Source organism: [Collinsella] massiliensis (assembly GCF_002161605.1).
Classification (GTDB): Bacteria; Actinomycetota; Coriobacteriia; order Coriobacteriales; family Coriobacteriaceae; genus Enorma.
Genome location: NZ_NFIE01000001.1, coordinates 162,175 through 181,378, shown reverse-complemented (window position 1 = coordinate 181,378; position 19,204 = coordinate 162,175). Strand labels below are relative to the sequence as shown.

13 protein-coding genes are annotated in these 19,204 nt (G+C 68.6%); 11 read left to right on the top strand and 2 right to left on the bottom strand.

Translation table 11 applies throughout. From position 1 onward, the window contains the following. The first annotated feature begins 17 nt into the window (after window positions 1-17). Window positions 18-1,445, top strand: coding sequence for an arabinose isomerase (locus B5G02_RS00750; protein ID WP_094334791.1), 1,428 nt, complete (start codon window positions 18-20; stop codon window positions 1,443-1,445). 64 nt (window positions 1,446-1,509) lie between these two features. Beyond that, window positions 1,510-2,340, top strand: coding sequence for a rhamnulose-1-phosphate aldolase (gene rhaD / locus B5G02_RS00745; protein WP_094334790.1), 831 nt, complete (start codon window positions 1,510-1,512; stop codon window positions 2,338-2,340). A gap of 96 nt (window positions 2,341-2,436) precedes the next feature. Here the strand turns inward: rhaD and B5G02_RS00740 are convergent, their stop codons facing one another. Beyond that, window positions 2,437-3,288 carry a sugar phosphate isomerase/epimerase family protein gene (locus B5G02_RS00740; RefSeq protein ID WP_094334789.1) on the bottom strand — a complete coding sequence of 284 codons (852 nt, stop codon included), beginning with the start codon at window positions 3,286-3,288 and terminating at the stop codon, window positions 2,437-2,439. A gap of 372 nt (window positions 3,289-3,660) precedes the next feature. On the opposite strand from B5G02_RS00740, the gene B5G02_RS00735 reads away from it, so the two are divergent. The 7 genes from B5G02_RS00735 to B5G02_RS00705 all read left to right on the top strand — a co-directional run bounded on the left by B5G02_RS00735 (window position 3,661) and on the right by B5G02_RS00705 (window position 16,549). Beyond that, window positions 3,661-5,130, top strand: a complete 1,470-nt coding sequence (locus B5G02_RS00735) for an MFS transporter (RefSeq protein ID WP_094334788.1) — start codon at window positions 3,661-3,663, stop codon at window positions 5,128-5,130. Between the two features lie 174 nt (window positions 5,131-5,304). Continuing rightward, window positions 5,305-7,590: a glycoside hydrolase family 2 protein gene (locus B5G02_RS00730; protein WP_094334787.1), complete on the top strand. Its 2,286-nt coding sequence runs from the start codon at window positions 5,305-5,307 to the stop codon at window positions 7,588-7,590. 146 nt (window positions 7,591-7,736) lie between these two features. Beyond that, a complete protein-coding gene (locus tag B5G02_RS00725; protein ID WP_094334786.1) occupies window positions 7,737-9,995 on the top strand; it encodes an alpha-L-rhamnosidase in 2,259 nt (752 codons plus the stop codon). A 56-nt stretch (window positions 9,996-10,051) separates the two neighbouring features. Next, entirely contained in the window at window positions 10,052-11,101 is a 1,050-nt protein-coding gene (locus B5G02_RS00720) for an alpha/beta hydrolase (RefSeq protein ID WP_094334785.1), read from the top strand. Between the two features lie 9 nt (window positions 11,102-11,110). Beyond that, window positions 11,111-13,354, top strand: a complete 2,244-nt coding sequence (locus tag B5G02_RS00715; protein ID WP_094334784.1) for a glycoside hydrolase family 3 C-terminal domain-containing protein — start codon at window positions 11,111-11,113, stop codon at window positions 13,352-13,354. Window positions 13,355-13,427: 73 nt separating this feature from the next. Continuing rightward, entirely contained in the window at window positions 13,428-14,753 is a 1,326-nt protein-coding gene (locus B5G02_RS00710; protein ID WP_094334783.1) for a glycoside hydrolase family 1 protein, read from the top strand. Between the two features lie 29 nt (window positions 14,754-14,782). Beyond that, complete coding sequence (locus B5G02_RS00705) at window positions 14,783-16,549, top strand: family 43 glycosylhydrolase (protein ID WP_094334782.1); 1,767 nt, start codon at window positions 14,783-14,785, stop codon at window positions 16,547-16,549. Here the strand turns inward: B5G02_RS00705 and B5G02_RS00700 are convergent. Beyond that, window positions 16,546-17,214: a TetR/AcrR family transcriptional regulator gene (locus tag B5G02_RS00700; protein WP_094334781.1), complete on the bottom strand. Its 669-nt coding sequence runs from the start codon at window positions 17,212-17,214 to the stop codon at window positions 16,546-16,548. The genes B5G02_RS00705 and B5G02_RS00700 overlap by 4 nt on opposite strands. Before the next feature lie 162 nt (window positions 17,215-17,376). Here B5G02_RS00700 and eda point away from each other — a divergent pair, with 162 nt between their 5' ends. Both eda and B5G02_RS00690 read left to right on the top strand, forming a co-directional pair. Beyond that, the gene (gene eda / locus B5G02_RS00695; protein ID WP_019239226.1) at window positions 17,377-18,018 is read left to right on the top strand and encodes a bifunctional 4-hydroxy-2-oxoglutarate aldolase/2-dehydro-3-deoxy-phosphogluconate aldolase; all 642 of its coding nucleotides are present in this window, start codon (window positions 17,377-17,379) and stop codon (window positions 18,016-18,018) included. A gap of 49 nt (window positions 18,019-18,067) precedes the next feature. After that, window positions 18,068-19,012, top strand: coding sequence for a DHH family phosphoesterase (locus B5G02_RS00690; protein WP_094334780.1), 945 nt, complete (start codon window positions 18,068-18,070; stop codon window positions 19,010-19,012). Window positions 19,013-19,204 lie beyond the last annotated feature (192 nt).

Here is a 19,204-nt window from a genome sequence, read left to right as displayed (position 1 = left end):
CGACCAAGGAGGATCACATGCTCGTAGAGACCACAGCGCGCGTCGGCGTCTTCTCGATCGCCCTCGGCGCCTACCTTCCGCAGTTCCCGCAGCTCGTGCCCGAGTTCGAGCAGCAGTACGCCCAGTTCAAGGCCACGCTCCCCCAGACGGTCGAGCTCGTCGACGGCGGCCTGGTCACCACCAAGGAGCAGGCCATGGCCGCGGGCGACGCCTTCCGCGCTGCCGACGTGGACCTCGTGATCTTGCAGATGCTCACCTACGCGACCTCGTACAACGTGCTGCCCGCCGTCCGCGACCTCGACGTGCCCGTCGTGATCGTGAACGTGCAGAAGCGGCGCGCGCCCGACTACGCCGCGACCGACATCCCCACGTGGCTCGGCGAGCTCTACGCCTGCGGCGCGGTGGGCGAGGCCGTTGCCGACCTCGAGCGCGCGGGCAAGCGCCATGCCGTCATCACGGGGGTCGTCGAGGGCGGTGACCCGGAGGTCGCGCGCGAGCTCGACGCCTGGTGCCGCGCCGCCCAGGTGCGCCGCCGCCTCCGTCGGACGAACATTGCGCAGATCGGCCGCCCCTACCCGGGCATGATGGACCTCTACATCGACGAGACGAACCTCTACAACCGCCTGGGGCTCTACACCAAGCAGTTCGACTGGGAGCAGATGTGGGCCATCGCGGACGACGTCGCCGACGGCCCGGAGGTCGACGCCAAGGCGCGCGAGATCCTCGACACCTTCGACGTCGAGGGCGGCGCGAGCATCTCCGATGAGCCCATCCGTGAGATGGCGCGCTACGTCCTCGCGTTCGAGCGGTGGGCGCGCGACGAGCAGCTCGCCCTCGTGGCCAGCCACTACAACGGCTTCGCGCAGGGCAAGGCCGGCGTGCTCGATTCCATGCTCATCCCCGCGTTCTCCATGCTCATCAAGCAGGGCGTGGCGTGCGCGGTGGAGGGCGACATGAAGGTCGCCATCGCCATGAGCATCCTGAAGACCATCGCGGGCACCGGCCAGCTCTCTGAGATGTACTCCATCGACTTCGACGAGGACGTCTGCATCATCGGTCACTCCGGGTCGGGCGACGCGGACATCAGCCGCGCACGCAAGCCCACGATGAAGATCGTGCCCGTGTTCCACGGCAAGACGGGCGGTGGCTACCTCACGCAGTTCTACCCGCCTGCGGGGCCGGTGACCTACCTGGCGCTCACGCAGGACGCCGACGGCCGCTTCAAGTTCGTGGTCGCGGAGGGCGAGAACCAGGAGGGCCCCATCTTCACCTTCGGCGACACCAACATGCGCACCCGGTTCTCCATCGGCGCGCGGGAGTTCGTGAACCGCTGGAGCGAGGCCGGCCCCACGCACCACATGGCCGCAGCCATCGGGCGCCACGCCGACACCATCTGCAAGGTGGGGAAGATCCTCGACGTGCCGGTCGAGATCGTGTGCCGCTGAACCGGCGCGCCCCGCACCGCATATCCTGTACCGCGAACAGCACCTTCGAGAAAGGATGACGCATATGAAGATGACCGACCTCCCCTTCGTGCAGGCCTTCGCGCGCCTGTGCGACGACGGCTGGCACGAGGGCTGGCATGAGCGCAACGGCGGAAACCTCACCTACCGCCTGACCGACGAGGAGGCCGCCGCGGCGGCGCCCTACTTCGACGCGGAGCCGCGCCCCTGGGTCAAGATGGGCGTCTGCGCGCCCTCCATGGCCGGCGCCTTCTTCATGGCCAAGGGCACGGGCTGCTACATGCGCAACATGAAGGACGACATCGAGGGCAACGCCGGCATCGTGGAGATCGGCCCTGAGGGCGACACGTACCGCGTGCGCTGGGGCCTCACCATCGGCGGCAAGCCCACGAGCGAGTTCGAGAGCCACTTCATGAACCAGGCCGTCCGCTGCGCGCATGACGGCGGCGCCACGCGCGTCTGCTACCACATGCACGGCCCGGGGATCATCGAGATGAGCTTCCTCGTGCCGCTCGAGGACCGCGCCTTCACGCGCAAGCTCTGGCAGATGATGACCGAGTGCGTTGTGGTGTTCCCCGAGGGCGTGGGCGTGGTGCCGTGGATGGTGCCGGGCGGCCCTGCCATCGCGGATGCCACGAGCGAGAAGATGGAGTCCTACCGCACCGCCGTCTGGGCGCACCACGGGCTCTTCGCGACCGGCCGCGACTTCGACGAGGCGTTCGGCCTCGCGCACACGGTCGAGAAGGCGGCGCAGCTCTACGTGGCGGCGCGCGCGGCCAACGGCGGGTCGGACGACTTCCTGAACAAGATCTCCGACCAGGGGCTCCGCGACACCTGCCGCGACTTCGGCATCCAGATCAACGAGGCGTTCGCGTAAGGGCGCAGGCGCCTGCAGATAGCGAAACGGGCGGCGCCCCGACTGGCATATGGCCGGTCGGGGCGCCGCCCTTCTTGTGCCTGCGGGAACGGGATCCTACTTCACGTGCTCCTGGAGCCAGGCGCCGCTGACCTCGAGGCTCTTGATGGGCGACTTGTCCACCCAGTTCTTGTGCGTCTCGAGCACGATGGCGTCGACGTCCACGGCGAGCGCCTGCTCGACGAGCTCCTTGAGCGGCATGTTCCCGCAGCCGAGCTCCATGCTGTCGGAGGTGAGGATGGGGGTCATCGACGGCCCCTCGATGCGCGTGCCGCGGTCGTTGATGTGGTAGAGCTTCATGCGGTCGCCCAGACGGCGCATGAGGCCGAGCACGTCCACGCCCGCCTCGGCCGGCCAGTACGAGTCGAACTCGAAGTTCACGTACGCGGGGTCGGTCTGCTCGATGAGCAGCTCGTAGGCCGTCATGCCGGGTGCGACCTTGCGGAACTCGCAGTTGTGGTTGTGGTAGAGCAGGCGCATGCCCTCCTGGGCGAGGCGCTCGCCGCAGGCGTTGAGGTCGCGCGCGAGCCCCTCCACGGCGTCGCGGTCGGAATAGTCGAAACGGTACATGCCGGTGATGACGCCCGTGGCGGTGTCGAAACCGCGCGCCTGCTCGACGAAGCGCTCGGGATGCTCCTTGAGCGCGCCGAGATTCGTGTGGAGGCTCACCACCTCGAGCCCGGCGTCGCGCACGAGGCGCGGCCAGTCGAGCTTGCCGCCCTTGCCCACGGGCATGCCCGCCGCGCGGGTGAGCGCGCGCACCACGAAGGGGGTGGGGGTGCACATGAAGTCGTTGAGCTCGATGCCGTCGTAGCCGGCCGCGGCGATGGCGGCGAGCGCGGACGCCGCCCGCTCCTCGGTGCCGGCGACGCTTCCGATCATGATCTGCTGGACTGCGGTGCGGGCCATGGGTGTCCTCCCTTTGGAGACGTGGGCGCGCCGCGCGGGCCTGCCCACGGAGCGCCGGCGCGATGCCGTGCGCATTACATTACATATGTAACGAATTGTACGCGTTGTGCGAGCCGCGGGCGCGGGAATCTCGCGCACCCCGCCAATCTCTGCAAAATGCAAGCATTTTGACATATTGAATTAGAAAATACCTGCGTATGCCCTAGAGGAGCCTACCGTTTGGAGGACAGTTTCAACCGTTCGCGGAGCAATGGGATATGTCCGCGCCGGGTCGATGCCAAGCGAATATCATTACAGATGTAATCGTTACATTTGTAATGCAGCTGTGCGCCGCGATGGCTTCGCGGCGACGGGGATGAGAGAGGGATCCGTATGGCGCATACAAAGAGGGAAACGGCGAGCGAGGCGGACGGCGTCCAGTACCGGCATTCGAAGTGGTGGCAGATCGCGCTCACCATGATGTCGAACGGCATGTCCATGACGTTCTACTCGCTCATCACGCTCGTGAGCTACGCGGCGAACGTCAACTACGGCATCGCGATGGGCCTGGCGGGCGTGCTGCTCACCGGCTCGCGCGTGTTCGACGGCGTCATCGACCCGTTCATCGCGCTCGTCATCGACCGGTATTCGGGCAAGTTCGGCAAGATCCGCTTCTTCACGGCCATCGGTTGGGTCATCCGCTCCATCGCGGCGCTCATGCTCTTCGTGTGGGCGAACGGCGGCGGCGTGGTGCTCTTCGTGGCGCTCTACCTCATCTACATCGTGGGCAGCTCGATCTGCGACATCGCCGGCAACATGGCATCGCCCATCATCACCACCGACCCGCGCCAGCGCCCCATCGTGGGCGTGTGGGGCACGCTCTATAGCTACCTCGTGCCCATGATCCTCATGGTGGTCTCGAACGTGGTGCTCCTGCCCATGTTCGGCGGCGAGTACAACGCGCAGATGCTCTCGGCCTGCGCTCTCGTCTACATTCCCATCTCGCTCGTGTTCATGCTCCTGTCGTTCGTGGGCGTCAAGGACATGGACAAGGCGGAGAACTTCGAGAACATCACCGCCTCGGACGAGAAGGTGGGCATCAAGGATATGTGGCATCTGCTGAAGGATAACCGTCCCTTCCAGATGTACGTCCTGCATTGCGTTTCGGCTAAGCTCTCGCAGCAGACCATGAGCCAGGCCATCGTGTCCACGCTCGTGTTCGGCATCCTCATCGGCAACATCGGGCTCTCCACCATCGTGACCGCCGTGACCTCGCTGCCCTCGATCATCTTCGCGGTGCTCGCGGGCAAGCTCGCCGGCAAGTACGGCAGCCGTACGATCGCCATCGTCTCGATGATCGTGGGCTCGGTGCTCTCCATCGTAGCCATCATCTACTGCTACTCCATCGACATGCTCTCCATCTCGCAGTCCATGGTGCCCATGGTCATCTTCTTCGGCCTGCTCTTCCTCATCAACGCCGCCAAGATGGCCATCACCACGGCCGATACCGCCATGCGCTCCGACGTGGTGGACTACGAGCTCAGCCGCTCCGGCAAGTACCTGCCCGGCGTGGTGACCGCCACCTACAACTTCATCGACCAGTTCATCAGTTCGCTCGGCACCACCATCGCCGCCGTGGGCGTGAGCCTCATCGGCTACGTGAACACCGCGCCGCAGCCCACGGATGCCCCGACGCCGGAGATCAAGGCCATGGGTCTCTTCCTCTACTTCGGCATCCCGCTTTTGGGCTGGATCATCGGCCTCGTTGCCATGAAGTTCTACACGCTCACCCGCGTGAAGATGATCGAGGTCCAGAAGGACATCAACGAGCGGAAGGCCGAGCTCGAGGCGCAGGCCGAATAGCTCGAACGGGGCGCGCCCACCTCGGGTGCGCCCCTCCTATCGATGTGTTGGTTGGGGAGGGGTTGGTTGGGGACGTGTTCCTTTCAACCCTTTTTTTGAGTGGGTCATCATGAGAAAAGGGGTTGAAAGGAACACGTCCCCAACCAACCCATCCCGGGAAGAAGAAGGAGCGACATGCGTAGCATCGAGGTACTGAACAACGGCTGGACGTTCGTGAAGGATGCGACCGACGCCGCCGCGGCAGCGCTCGCCGCCCAGCGGGGCGCGGGCACGGCGGTCCAGCTGCCGCACACCTGGAACGCCGAGGACGGTGCCGACGGCGGGAACGACTACTACCGCGGTACCTGCTGGTATGTGCGCAAGCTCGCGCTCCCCGAGCTCACGGCGGGCGAGGAGGCCTGGCTCGAGTTCGACGGCGTCGCGATGAGCGCGCGGGTGTACGTGAACGGCGTGCCCCTGGCCGAGCACGAGGGCGGGTTCTCCACCTTCCGCGTGGACGTCACCTCCGCGATCGAGCAGGCGCGCGCCGCCGGGGCGGATGCGGTGACGATCGTCGTCTCGGTCGATAACAGCTCGAACGACCGCGTGTACCCGCAGTACGCCGACTTCACCTTCTACGGCGGCATCTACCGCGACGTGAAGCTCGTCATCGTGCCCGCGACGCACATCGCGCTCGGCTACCACGGCGCGCCCGGCGTCCGCGTGACGCCCGAGGTGGCGCTCGGGGGCGGGGAGGCGCCCGCCACGGCCGTGGTGACGGTCGACGCGTGGGTCGAGGGCTCCGCGACCGAGGCCACCCTCTCCATCGCGGGCGAGGCCGACGGCGAGCAGCGCACCTGGAAGACGACCGTGCCCGTGGAGGCGGGCCACGCCCAGGCGGTCTTCCACATCTCCGCCGCGCGCCTGTGGGACGGCGTCGTCGACCCGTACCTCTATACCGCGACCGTGTCCCTGCCCGAGGGCGACCAGGTGTCCGTGCGCTTCGGCTGCCGCAGCTACGAGATCGATCCCGGCCGCGGCTTCATCCTGAACGGCCGGCCGTACCCGCTCCGCGGCGTCTCGCGCCACCAGGACCGCGCCGGCGTGGGCAGCGCCATCACGCCCGAGATGATGGCCGAGGACGTCGCGATCATCCGCGAGATGGGGGCGAACACCATCCGCCTCGCGCACTACCAGCACGCCCAGGCCTTCTACGACCTGTGCGACGAGGCCGGCATCTGCGTGTGGGCGGAGATCCCGCTCATCACCATGCACCTGCCGAACGGCGACGATAACGCGCGCTCCCAGATGCGCGAGCTCGTGCTCCAGAACTACAACCACCCGAGCATCGTGGTGTGGGGCCTCTCGAACGAGATCACGGCCGCCTCGACGGTGAACGACGAGCTGCTGCAGCTGCACCGCGACCTCAACGACCTGTGCCACGAGCTTGACGCCACGCGCCCCACCACCATGGCGAACGTCTTCATGCTCGACACCGCCTCGCCCATCCTGGAGATCCCGGACGTCAACAGCTACAACCTGTACTTCGGCTGGTATGTGGGCGAGATGTCCGAGGCGGACGAGTTCTTCGACACCTACCACGCCACCTACCCGGATCGCGCCATCGGCTTCTCCGAGTACGGCGCCGACGCGAACCCGGCCTTCCATTCGGATGCGCCGCAGGCGGGCGACTACACCGAGGAGTTCCAGTGCCTCTACCACGAGCACATGCTCAAGATGATCGACGAGCGCCCGTGGCTGTGGGCGACGCACGTGTGGAACATGTTCGACTTCGCCGCCGACGGCCGCGAGGAGGGCGGGAAGGACGGCCAGAACCAGAAGGGTCTGGTCACCTTCGATCGCGCGATCAAGAAGGACGCGTTCTACCTGTACAAGGCAGCCTGGAGCGACGAGCCCGTCCTGCACGTGTGCGGCAGCCGCTACACGGATCGGCCGAGCGAGACCACCGAGGTGAAGGTCTACACCAACCAGTCTGCGGTCGAGCTCTTCGTGGACGGCGAGCGCCTGGACGGCAAGGCGGGCGGGCACGTGCTCACGTTCGAGGTGCCGCTCGGCGCGGTGGGCTCCGAGCACGTGGTCGAGGCGCGCGCCGGCGAGCTCAGCGACCGCATCACGCTGCGCCGCGTGGCCGAGCCCAACCCGGCGTACTCGCTCGGCGCGGCGGCCCCGGTTGACAACTGGTTCGACGAGATCGTCATCGACCCGTCGTGCTACTCCATCAAGGACACACTCGACGAGATCCGCCGCAGCCCCGAGGCGGGCGCGGTGCTCGACCGCATCATGGCCGAGGGCGCGTCGTCGCGCGGCGATGTGGCGACGAGCGTGAAGGACAACCCCGATCTGCAGCGCATGCTGGGCAAGATGACGCTCGAGTCGCTCTTCAAGCGCGGCGGCGGTTCGACCGACCAGCTCAAGGGTATCAACGAGGTGCTGCAGCGCTTCAAGAAGGTGGAGGCGTGACGGGCGCGCCGGAGACGGGTGCCGGCGCGCCGGCACAGCGCCCCGTGCAAGCTATAGACGCGTGAGCCGGCCGGCGGCGGGGCCCTGCTGTCCCCAGGGTCCCGCCGCGCCGCGCCCGGCGATCGGCGAGAAATGGAGAGGTGAGGATGATGGGTAACGAGGAGACGGTGCAGGCGCTGCGCGCGGCCTTCATCACGACGGAGCGACCGTACCGGGAGGGCACGGTCGAGGTGTTCGAGCAGGCCATCGAGGCCGGCCCCGCGCCGGTGGCCGAGGCGGAGCTCGCCATCACGGCGCTCGGCATGTACGAGGCGGAGCTCGACGGGCGCAAGCTCGGCGAGGCATTCCTCACGCCGGGCTTCACCTACTACCCCTACGACCTGCACTACCAGGTCTATGACGTCACCGATGCGCTCGCCGCTTGCGCCACCCTGCGCGTGTACCTGGGCCAGGGCTGGTACTGTGGGCGCTTCACCTGCGAGAACGAGACCCAGATCTGGGGCGAGCGCCCGGCCGTGTCCTGGGTGCTGCGCATCCGCTACGAGGACGGCACCGAGCGCTGCCTCACCGCGCGCGACGCGGACGTCGTCGCCGTGCCGAGCCCGTACGACTACGCCGGCCTCTACGACGGCGAGGTCTACTGGGCGCGCGGCGCCGCGGGCGAGCGGCCGGACGCGCCCGCGGTGTTTCCGCCCGTGCCCTTCGAGGGCGCGCTTCCCGAGACCATCGAGCCGAGCACGACGTCCGTCACCCTGCACGAGACCCTCGAGCCCCAGCAGGTGACGGAGCGCGCCGACGGCACCACCATCGTCGACTTCGGCCAGAACATGGCCGGCATCGTGGAGATCGACCCCGCGCTCATCGAGGGGGCGGCGCTCACCGTGCGCCACGGCGAGCTCCTGAACCCCGACGGCAGCCTCTACACCGCGAACCTGCGCACCGCGCGCGCGACCATCGTCTACCACAAGGGCGAGGAGCGGGGCACCTGGCGGCCGCGCTTCACCTACATGGGCTTCCGCTACGTGGAGCTCTCCGGCACGCCGTGGCGGCCGGGGCTCGTGCGCGCCCGCGCCCTCTACACCGACATGCCCCGCACGGGCACGTTCAGCTGCGGCGACGAGCGCGTGAACCGCCTCTACGAGAACCAGCTCTGGACGCAGCGCTCCAACTACGTCGAGGTGCCCACCGACTGCCCTCAGCGCGACGAGCGCCAGGGCTACACGGGCGACGGTCACGCCTTCGCGCGCACCGCGGCGTACAACTACGACACGGAGGCGTTCCTGGAGAAGTTCCTGAAGGACGTCCGCATGAGCCAGCGCGACAACTCCGAGGGCTACGTGGCGGCGAGCGTGCCGGCCACCGGCCCCGCCGGCGTGGGCTTCGTCGGCATGCAGGAGTGGGCGAGCGCCGACACCATCATGCCCGAGCTCATCTACGACCAGTTCGGCGACCGCGCGGCCTTCGAGGCGCAGTACGACAGCATGCGCGCCATGGTGGACTGCAAGCTCAAGCATGCGGGCGACGCCGGCCTGTGGTTCGGCGTGAACCTGGGCGACTGGCTCGCCCCCGGCCACGACATCGCGTGGGCGGCGCAGCACAACGCGCCCGTGTCGTGCGCCTTCATGGTGAACGATCTGCGCATCATGGTGCGCGCGGCCGAGCTTCTGGGCCACGATGAGGACGCGGCAACCTACCGCGGCCACCTGGAGCGGGCGCACGGCGCCTACCGCGCGGCGTTTCTGGACGAGGACGGCCGCCTGAAGGACTTCTACCAGGGCGCGGCCGTGATGGCCCTCGCGCTCGTGCTCGACCGCGAGCGTGACGCCGACACCTGGAAGGCCGTGTTCGCGCAGCTCGTGGACGACGTGCGCGCGAACGGCATGCAGACGGGCTTCTACGCCACAGCGCACCTGCTGCCCGTGCTCGTGGAGGGCGGCGAGGAGCGCCTGGCCTTCGACGTGCTCTTCTCCACGGACTGCCCGGGCTGGCTCTACCAGGTCGAGCGCGGCGCCACGACCATCTGGGAGCGCTGGGACGCCATCCGTCCGGACGGCACGGTGAACGAGGAGCGCACGAGCGACCAGTCGAGCGAGAACATGGTCTCGTTCAACCACTACGCCTTCGGCAGCGTGGGCGAGTTCCTGTACCGCTACGTGCTGGGCATCCGCCCGCTCGAGCCCGGCTTCACCTCCGTGCTCATCGAGCCGCACGTGGACGCGCGCCTGGGGCACGCCGAGGGTATATACCGTTCGCGCGTGGGCGAGATCCGCGTGGCGTGGGAGCTCGCGGCGGACGGCGCGCTCTCCGTCGAGGTCGAGGTGCCCGCGCCCGCCGTCGTGCGCCTGCCGGACGGCACGGAGCACGAGGCCGAGCCCGGCTCCCACCGCTACGCCGTCCGCCTGTGACGCGGCGCTGCGCCGGCGCAGGGTTGGATGCAGGGCGAGACATCGAGGAGGCTTGCATGGAACGAGAGATCATAACGCTCAACGAGGAACGCGACGTGACGCTGACGGCGTACACGCAGGGCGCGGGCGGTGAGTTCCGGCGCGCGCCCCGGCGTCCCGCCGTGCTGATCCTGCCGGGCGGCGGATACACCATGTGCTCCGAGCGCGAGGCGGATCCGGTGGCGTTCGCGTACCTCGCGGCGGGGTTCCAGGCGTTCGTCCTGCGCTACTCCGTGGGCGAGCACGCGGTCTGGCCGAACCCGCTCGACGACTACGAGCAGGCGATGGCCCTCATCCGCTCCCGCGCTGACGACTGGGGCGTGTACCCGGACAAGATCGCGGTGGTGGGCTTCTCGGCGGGCGGCCACCTCGCCGGCGTCGCCGCCACGAGCGCGCGCGAGCGCCCGAACGCCGCGGTGCTCGGCTACGCCGCGCTCGGCGGTTGGGGAACCCCCGCGAACACGGGTGCCCCGGCTGCCGCCTCCGCGGTCGATGACCGCACGCCGCCGTGCTTCGTCTTCGCGAGCGCCTCGGACACGACCGTACCGGTGACGAACTCCATCGAGTTCATCGGGGCGCTCGCGCGTGCGGGCATCTCGTTCGAATCGCATATTTACGCCTTCGCCCCGCACGGCTTCTCGACGGGCACCGCCGCGCTCGAGGACCCGGCGCGGCTGTGCTCGCGCGCCCCGAACTGGGTCGCGGACAGCGTGGCGTGGCTCGGCGACGTGCTGGGGCTGCCGGACGAGGAGGGGATGGGTGAGCCCCGCTGCAACCGGTGGCTCACGGTCGATGACGCCCCGTACCTCTCGCTCGACTGCTCGATGGGTCGCGTGCTCGCCTGCCCTGCGGCGCGCGAGCTCCTCGCGTCCGCACCGGCGCTCGCCCCGCTGTTCGCCCTGAGCGGCGGCGCGGCGAACGGTACTGCCGAGGCGCGCCCCGGAGTGGGGCTCGCGGCGCACGTGTCGCTCGGCGCCATCTTGCGCTACGCCCGCGTCCCGGCCGATGAGATCGAGCGGCTGGGGCAGGCGCTCTCCGCCATCGAGAACCGCCCCGCTGCCGAATAGGAGGAACCCATGGACATCAAGGAGATCATGGAGCAGATGACGCTCGAGGAGAAGGCCGAGGTCTGCTCGGGCGGCGATTTCTGGCACACGCGCGCCTTCGAGCGCCTGGGCGTGCCCGCCGTCATGATGACCGACGGCCCGAGCGGCCTGCGCAAGCAGGGCGGGACCGGCGATCACCTGGGCATGCAGGAGAGCGTGCCGGCGGTGTGCTTTCCGTCCTCGGCGGCCGTCGCGTCGAGCTTCGACACGGCGCTCGCCGGCGAGCTCGGCGCGGAGCTGGGCGAGGAGTGCCAGGCGGAGGACGTGGCGCTGCTGCTGGGCCCCGGCCTCAACATCAAGCGGAGCCCGCTGTGCGGCCGCGACTTCGAGTACTACAGCGAGGACCCGGTGCTCGCCGGCGAGATGGGCGCCGCGCTCGTCCGCGGCGTGCAGTCCCGCGGCGTGGGCAGCTGCATCAAGCACTTCGCCTGCAACAACCAGGAGACCGGGCGCATGGTGAGCGATAGCGTGGTGGACGAGCGCACCCTGCACGAGGTCTATCTCGCGCCCTTCGAGACGGTGGTGAAGCAGGCGCGACCCTGGGCGGTCATGTGCGCCTACAACAAGGTGAACGGCACCTACTGCGCCGAGAACCGCCTGCTGCTCACAGAGATCCTCCGCGACGACTGGGGCTTCGAGGGCATGGTGGTGACGGACTGGGGTGCGGTGAAGAACCGCGCGCTCGGCATCCGCGCGGGGCTCGACCTCGAGATGCCCGGCGGCACCGACCGCGGCACGAAGCAGATTCTCGCCGCCCTCGAGGACGGCGGCCTCACGGAAGGGGAGCTCGACCTCGCGGTGGAGAACGTCCTCTCGTTCGTGGAGAAGGCCGTTGCGGGCTCGCGTACGGTCGCACCCGACCTCGAGCGCGGGTACCGCCTCGCCGTGCAGGTGGCGGAGCGCTCGGCGGTGCTGCTCAAGAACGAAGACGGTGCCCTGCCGCTCGCGGAGGGCGCGCCGGTGGCGTTCATCGGCGACTTCGCGCGCGATCCTCGCTACCAGGGCGGCGGCAGCAGCCATGTGAACAGCGCGAAGCGCTCGAATCCGCTCGATGAGGCGCCCGCGGGCGTCGTGTTCGCCCAGGGGTACCGCGAGGCGGACGAGGAGCCCGACCGCGCCCTCATCGACGAGGCGGTCGCGGTGGCGCGCGCGGCCGATGCCGCGGTCGTCTTCGCCGGCCTGCCCGAGCGCTACGAGAGCGAGGGCTTCGACCGCACCACGCTCGACATGCCCGCCGCCCAGAACGCGCTCATCGCCGCCGTGGCGGCCGCGCAGCCCCGCACCGTCGTGGTGCTCCTGAACGGCGCTCCCGTCACGATGCCCTGGGCGGATGACGTCGCGGCGATCCTCGAGATGTACCTGCCGGGCGACGGCGCGGGCGAGGCCGCGGTGAGCCTGCTCTACGGCCGTGCGAACCCGTCGGGCAAGCTCGCCGAGACCTTCCCCATGAAGCTCTCGGACAACCCGTCGTACCTCAACTTCCCCGGCGAGGACGACCGCACGGAGTACCGCGAGGGCGTGTTCGTGGGCTACCGCTACTACGACGCCAAGGAGCTGCCCGTGCGCTACCCGTTCGGCCACGGCCTCTCCTACACGACCTTCGCCTACAGCGACCTCGCACTCGACGCGGACGCCTTCACCGAGGGCGGGGAGCTCACCTGCGCGCTCACCGTCACCAACACGGGCGCGTGCGCGGGCGAGGAGGTCGTCCAGCTCTACGTGGCCCCGCCCGCCGGCATGCGCCGCCGCCCCGTGCGCGAGCTCAAGCGCTTCGCAAAGGTCGCGCTCGAGCCGGGCGAGAGCACGCGCGTCGCGTTCACGCTCGATGCCCGCGCGCTCTCGTACTACGAGCCGCTCCTGCACGCGTTCTTCGCGGAGAGCGGTGCGTACGGTATCGAGGTCGGCGCGTCGAGCCGCGACATCCGCCTGCGCGCCACCGTGGCCTTCACGGCGACGCGCAGCCTGCCGCGCGCGTTCTCGGCGCACTCGACGCTCGCCGACATCATGGCCACGCCCGCCGGCGCGCAGGTGTTCGGCCCCGTGTTCGACCGCATGGTGGCCGGTGCGCGCGAGGCTGCGGGCAGCGATGACGTCGAGGGCACGCGGGCGATGCTCGCGGGCATCCAGCTCTCGTCGCTCGTGGGCTTCGGCATGATCGGCGAGGAGCAGCTCGACGGCCTGATCGCGCAGCTGAACGCGGCGCAGACGGAATAAACCAACGCCGGGTCGGGCAGGGTTGCCCACCCGGTGGATGAGCGTGGGCGTGCCCGCGCGCGAAGGAGGATATATGCTACCCAAGGACTTCATGCTCGGCGCGGCCTCGGCCGCCTACCAGGTCGAGGGCAACAACACCCACAGCGACCTGTGGCTCATGGAGCAGATGCCGCACACCACGTTCTCGGAGCCGTCGCTCGACGCATGCGACCACTACCACCGCTACGAGGAGGACATCCGCCTTGCCGCCGCGGCGGGGCTCAACGCCTACCGCTTCTCCATCGAGTGGGGCCGCATCGAGCCCGAGGAGGGCGTCTTCGACGAGGCGGAGGTCGAGCACTACCGCGACGTCATCCGCTGCTGCCGCGCCAACGGCGTGGAGCCCGTCGTGACGCTCCACCACTTCAGCAGCCCCATCTGGCTCATCCGCAAGGGCGGCTGGGACGCCGAGACCACCCCGGCCGATTTTGAGCGCTACGTGCGCCACGTCATGGAGCGCCTGGGCGGCGAGCTCTCGTTCGTGTGCACCATCAACGAGGCCAACATGGGCCTGCAGATCGCCCGCATCGCCGAGCGCTACGCCCAGCAGGCGCGCGCGGCGGCCGCCGCGATGGCAGCCGCGTCCCAGGCCGCGGAGGCGGACGGCGCGGTGGACGAGTCGCAGGTGCAGATGGGCCTCAACCTCAAGAAGATGATGGAGAACCAGCAGCTCCAGAAGGCCGAGAACAAGGAGGCGTTCGGCACCGAGGACCCGCAGACCTTCCAGAGCCCGCGCTCGCGCCACAGCGACGAGGTCGTGTGCGAGGCGCACCGCCGCGCCCGTGCCGCCATCCGCGAGCTCTGCCCGCACGTGAAGGTGGGCCTCACGCTGAGCCTGCACGACCTGCAGCCCGTGCCCGGCGGCGAGGCGCTCGCGGCCGCGGAGTGGGTGGACGAGTTCACGCACTACCTGCCCGTGATCGAGGGCGACGACTTTTTGGGCGTGCAGAACTACACGCGCACACGCGTGGGCGCCGAGGGCGACCTGCCCGTGCCGGAGGGCGCCGAGGTCACGCAGATGGGCTACGAGTTCTACCCGCAGGCGCTCGAACATGTGCTCCGCGCCGTGGCGAAGGAGTGGACGGGCGACATCATCGTGACGGAGAACGGCATCGGCACCGACGACGACGCCCGCCGCGTGGCCTTCATCGACGAGGCGCTCGCCGGCGTGGAGCGCTGCCTGGACGACGGCATCCCCGTGAAGGGCTACTTCTACTGGTCGCTCATGGATAACTTCGAGTGGCAGAAGGGCTACTCCATGCGCTTCGGCCTCATCGCGTTCGACCGCGCCACGCAGGAGCGCTCGCCCAAGCCGAGCCTCGCGCACCTGGGTTCCTATGTAAAAAAACCCCTGGGGTAAATTTACATGTTGCACGAAGGGAAGACCGTATGACAAGGACGTTTTGCAACCCGCTCGACCTGCCGTATCGCTACCAGGACAAGATCGCCCCAGGCAAGCAGGCCGAATGGCGCTTCCGCGAGGCGGCGGACCCCACGGTGATCGCGTGGGAGGGCTACTACCTGCTCTTCGCCTCCATGAGCGGCGGCTTCTGGTACTCGACCGACCTCATCACCTGGGAGTTCAAGGCCACCCCCGAGCTCCCCATCGAGGACTACGCGCCGGACGTGCGCCTCATCGACGGCGCGGTGGTGTTCTGCGCGAGCAAGCGCGGCCAGCTCTGCACCTTCTTCGCGAGCACCGACCCCGTGCACATGCCCTTCGAGCCCGTGGCCACGACCATGGAGTTCTGGGACCCCGACCTCTTCCAGGACGATGATGGCCGCATCTACCTCTACTGGGGCTGCACGAGCACCGAGCCCGTGTGGGGCATCGAGCTCGAGCGCGGCACCTTCGCGCCCATCGGCGAGAAGGTCGCCGTGGTGCCCGAGTGCGAGGCGGAGCACGGCTGGGAGCGCAAGGGCGAGAACAACCACCTCGAGGAGCCCAAGACCGAGATGGAGCGCATGATCCGCGCGCGCACCGGCACGAAGCCCTTCATCGAGGGTGCCTACATGACCAAGCACGACGGCCGCTACTACCTGCAGTACGCCGCGCCCGGCACCGAGAACAACGTGTACGCCGACGGCGTGTACGTGGGCGAGAGCCCGCTCGGCCCCTTCACCTACCAGGCGTGGAACCCCTTCTCGTCGAACCCGGGCGGCTTCATGCAGGGCGCGGGCCACGGCAGCACCTTCCAGGACGTGCACGGCAACTGGTGGCACGCCTCGACGATGCGCATCTCGGTGAACGAGAAATTCGAGCGCCGCGTGGGCCTCTTCCCGTGCTACTTCGATGCCGCGGGCACCATGCACTGCGACCAGCGCCTCGCCTGCTACCCGCAGGTGGTGCCCGAGGGCGAGCGCGCCTACGACGAGGCGGCCGAGCCCGCGTGGATGCTGCTCTCGAAGGGCGCGGGCGTCGCGGCGAGCGCGTCGAGCGCCGAGGAGAGCCATGAGCCGGGCCTCGCTGCGGACGAGGACTGCCGCACCTGGTGGGCGGCCGCGGCCGACGACGCCGACCCGTGGGTCATGCTCGACATGGGCGCGGTGCGCGAGGTCTATGCGATCCAGGTGAACCTCGCCGACCATGCGATCCCGGCTTCCGACACGCCGGAGGAGGAGTTCGTCGATTCGGGCGCCTTCTTCAAGCGCATCATCACGGTCGAGGACCAACCCGCGCGCTACCTGCTCGAGGTCTCGGCTGACGGCGCGGCGTGGGAGGCCGTGCTCGACCTGCGTGACGGCGCCGCCGACCGCCCGCACGCCTACGTGGAGCTCGATGCGCCGGTGAGCGCGCGCTACGTGCGCGTGTCGCACCTCACGGCCCCGCTCGGCGGCCGCCCGGCGGTGAGCGGGATCCGCGTGTTCGGCCGCGCCGCGGGCATCGAGCGCCCGGCCGCCGTCGAGTCCGTGCGCGCCGCGCGCACCGAGGGCGGGCTCTCAGCCGACCTCGTGTGGGAGCCCGTGCCCGGCGCCCAGGGGTACATCGTCCGCTACGGCCTCTCCCCGCAGGCGCTTTACGGCAGCTGGGAGCTCACGGACGGCTCGCTCGGCATGCACACCCTCACCACGCTGAACGCCGGGGAGGGCTACAGCGTGCGCATCGATAGCTTCAACGAGGCGGGCGTGACGCCCGGCGAGCCCGCGTCCTGCTAGCACCGCTCGGCCGGCTGGGCGTCTTGCTGCGCCTCCGCGGAGACCTTGCCCATGACCGACCACATGATGTTCGACACATCGTGGTAGGAAGCGTCGAACGTGCCGCCCACGTGCAGGGCGGCCCTGATGACGGCCTGCGCCATCTCGTGCGCGGGCCGTTTCATCCCGTCGAGGATCCACGTGAAGATGATCGAGAACGTGCCGCCCCAGGAGTAGGTGATCACGTCGAAGGTGTCCTGCGTCGGCGCGATGGAACGCTCAGAGCGGATGACCTGCTCCTGCGTGGGCAAACTGTTCAAGACCCACAGGTACCCAAAGAACGGCGACAGCAGGTCGCGCTCGCGGAGCAGGTCGAAGAGCCGCTGGTGCTCGAGGAACTTCTCGAACACATGCTCCACGATGCTGACGCCGCTGTTGCCCTTGCCCATGAGGGGCGCGATGGCGCGGTATGTGCTCTGGAAGACCTGCTGCGCGAAGAGCCCGAGCACGTCCTCGATGGCATCGAAGTGCCGGTAGAACGTGGGGCGCGACACCCCCGCCCGCTCGCAGAGCTCCTTGATGGTGATCTCGCTCATGGGATGCTCCTCGAGCATGCCGAGCAGGGCGTCGCCGATGGCCACCTGCGCGGCTTCGTTTCGCTTCGATTGATAGACGCGGTATGCCATGGCGGTCTCCCGATATGCTCAGATTCCATATGTAATTGTAAGTATACCGCGTCATTCCATATGAGCCTCGCGCGTCCGTCCCTTTTGCACGCGGGCACGCTAAACTAGAGGACAGTAGAGTGTGCCGGCTCGCCCGGCACGGGTTCCGAGGAAGGAAAGCTCATGTTCGAATCATTCTATGAGAAGCTCGAGCAGCTGGGCATCGTGCCGGTCGTCGTGCTCGACAAGGTCGAGGACGCCGCGCCCCTCGCGCATGCCCTCATGTCCGCCGGCATGGAGTCCGCCGAGGTCACGTTCCGCACCGCGTGCGCGGCCGATGTCATCCGCGCCATGAAGGCCGCCGAGCCCAAGATGTGCGTGGGCGCGGGCACCGTGCTCACCATGGAGCAGCTCGCCGAGGCCATCGATGCTGGCGCCGAGTTCATCGTGAGCCCCGGCTTCGACGAGGAGATCGTGGCGGAGTGCATCGACAAGGACGTGCCGGTGCTGCCCGCCTGCGTCACCCCGAGCGAGATCATCCGCGCGCTCAAGTTCGACCTGCACGTGACGAAGTTCTTCCCGGCCGCGCAGTACGGCGGTCTCGACACCATCAAGGCGCTCGCCGCGCCGTTCGTGGGGCACCGCTTCATGCCCACCGGCGGCGTGAGCACCAAGAACGTCGAGGAGTACCTCTCCTGCCCGTCGGTCATCGCGTGCGGCGGCACCTGGATGGTGAAGCCCGCGCTCTTCGCTGACGGCGACTTCTCCGAGGTCACGAACGAGGCCGCGGCGGCCATGGCCATCGTGCGCCACGTGCGCCGCTAGCGCCGCGCGCCGTCCCCGTCTGGATACACATCGCTTAGGAGGAACGTAAATGAGCAAGGTTCTCGTCTTCGGCCATCAGAATCCCGATAACGACGCCATCATGTCGTCCGTCGTGCTCTCGCAGCTGCTGAACCAGGTTGGGTTCGGCGGCAACGAGTACGAGGCGTGCGCGCTGGGCCCGCTCCCGGCGGAGTCCGCGAAGCTCCTCGCCGAGGCCGGCGTCCCCGAGCCGCGCCAGCTCGACGCCATCGAGCCCGCCGCGGAGGGTGAGGACGCGCAGCTCGTCGTGCTCACCGACCACAACGAGCCCGGCCAGTCCGTTGTCGGCCTCGAGAACGCCACGATCTATGGCGTGGTGGACCACCACCGCTTCGGCAACTTCACCACGGCCGCGCCGCTCCACATCGTCGCGCTGCCCTGGGGTTCCAGCTGCACCATCGTGGCGAAGCTCTTCGAGGTGCTCGGCCAGCAGCCCACGGACACCCAGGCGAAGCTTCTGCTCTCGGCCATGATGACCGACACGCTCATGCTCAAGAGCCCCACCGCCACCGACGTGGACGCTGCCGTGGCCGCGAAGCTCGGTGAGCAGCTCGGCGTCGACCCGGTGAAGTTCGGCATGGAGGTCTTCCTCAGCCGCCCGTCCGGCTCGTTCACGCCCGAGCAGATGGTGGGCAACGACATCAAGCTCTTCGAGGTGGGCGACACGCAGCTGCTCATCGGCCAGTACGAGACGGTCGACAAGACCCGCGCGCTCGGCATGATCCCCGAGATCCGCGAGGCCATGCGCGCCTACCAGGCCGGCAAGGACGCCGACGGCATCGTGCTGTGCATCACCGACATCATGGAGGAGGGCAGCCAGGTGCTGCTCGAGGGCGACACCGCCTGCGCGCAGAAGGGCCTCGGCATCGAGGACGTGGCCGAGGGCGTGTGGATGCCCGGCGTGCTCTCCCGCAAGAAGCAGGTCGCCGCGCCGATCCTCGCCGCCGCCGAGTGAGTCATTGGGGACGTGAGTCATTGGGGACGGGTTCAATTGACTCACTGATAAAAAGGTGTCAGTCACCTTTTTATCACCGGGCGCTGCCCGGGGTCGGCCGCATCTGTGGATTCCCTCTGGATGCGGGCGCCGGAGCCCGTTGAATCGCCACGGCAGTGGTAACAATACAAGCAAGGTGGGGCGTCTGGGCAA